Raw genomic sequence first — 1,084 nt, 5'->3', positions numbered from 1 at the left:
GAGTGGGCGCGATCAAAGAGCTTGCCGATCTCATGCAGCGTCCAGCCTTGCTTCCAGCGCTCCCACATCAGTGCCTTCTGGGTATCCGAATAGTAGATTCTTGGTCGCTGTTTCATCTGCAACACTCCTTGCACCTGCGCGGTGGTTAGTGTGTTGCATCGACCGGTTGAATCCGCCCTGCAAAGCGGCCAACCAGATCAAAGCAGACTCGTCACACATTCACACTCTTCACGCTATTCAAAACGGCGCTGGCGACTCCACCAGCACCACGGGCCCGGGCCCCTCATACAGCACTACACCCGAGTGCTTCACCATCACCCGCCAGATCTCACCCTCCTGCGTGACCGCATAGGCCTCCGCCTCCAGCGGTAGCACGGTCTCCGTCGGGAACACTCCACCGGCTCTGCCCGGTGGCGTGCACATCAGCGTCGGGTAGTTCCAGGGCGAGTCGATCGGCATGGCGTGTCCTCAGTGGACCTCCACCCTCACACCATCCGCACTTCAAAGTACGCCCCCTCCCCTTCCCCCAGATCCCGGAACCCGGCTTGCTTGGCCGCCGCACTGGCCTTGCCCCAGGCCTTGAGCAAGGTGAGATCACCAGGAGACACCACCTCGGGTGGCGACTCTTCCAGGCTGTGCATGGTGTCCAGGGCGGCTGCCACTTGCTCGGGGCCACCCAGCTGCTTTTCCAGCGCTTGGGCATACCGGGTTTCTGCGGCAATCCGCTCCTTGGCCGGGATCTCTTCGGGGTAGTCGCGCAGGGTGACGACATAGGTGGATTCGATGACTTGCATGGCGCTGCTTCTCCTGTGGTTGAATACTGGATAAATATACAGCTTTTGCCACCAATGCGCATGTAGGATGAACCCAAGGAGGCCTCCCCATGGAGCACTCTTTCGCCCCCCACTGTTAGTGCCGATGCAATCTTGACCAGCTAAACCGCAAAGTGCCAATCCAATATTGACCAGGGTGTTCCACTGACCTGCTGAGAATTTCAGCAGGGATTCAAGGTGATCACCATGGACATGATTGGCAAGGTCAGGCGCATGAGGCTGCGCGACCAACTCTCTCTCAGCGAGATCGC

Annotated in this window: 2 protein-coding genes and 1 pseudogene; all 3 read right to left on the bottom strand. The window is 59.3% G+C overall.

Translation table 11 applies throughout. From position 1 onward, the window contains the following. Nucleotides 1-116 (bottom strand): annotated as a pseudogene (locus AvAM_RS25855) (IS30 family transposase); the annotation flags it as partial. A 121-nt stretch (nt 117-237) separates the two neighbouring features. Continuing rightward, nucleotides 238-459: a hypothetical protein gene (locus tag AvAM_RS04775; protein WP_137746017.1), complete on the bottom strand. Its 222-nt coding sequence runs from the start codon at nt 457-459 to the stop codon at nt 238-240. 26 nt (nt 460-485) lie between these two features. Beyond that, nucleotides 486-794, bottom strand: a complete 309-nt coding sequence (locus AvAM_RS04770; protein ID WP_137746016.1) for a hypothetical protein — start codon at nt 792-794, stop codon at nt 486-488. Nucleotides 795-1,084 lie beyond the last annotated feature (290 nt).

The organism is Acidovorax sp. NB1, from assembly GCF_005405905.1.
Classification (GTDB): Bacteria; Pseudomonadota; Gammaproteobacteria; order Burkholderiales; family Burkholderiaceae_C; genus Acidovorax.
This window is presented reverse-complemented; position numbering and strand designations above follow the sequence as displayed.

Bases quoted from the DNA above. Each gene is read 5' to 3' on its own strand.
- AvAM_RS04775 (WP_137746017.1), bottom strand. From the start codon at position 459: ATGCCGATCGACTCGCCCTGGAACTACCCGACGCTGATGTGCACGCCA.
- AvAM_RS04770 (WP_137746016.1), bottom strand. From the start codon at position 794: ATGCAAGTCATCGAATCCACCTATGTCGTCACCCTGCGCGACTACCCC.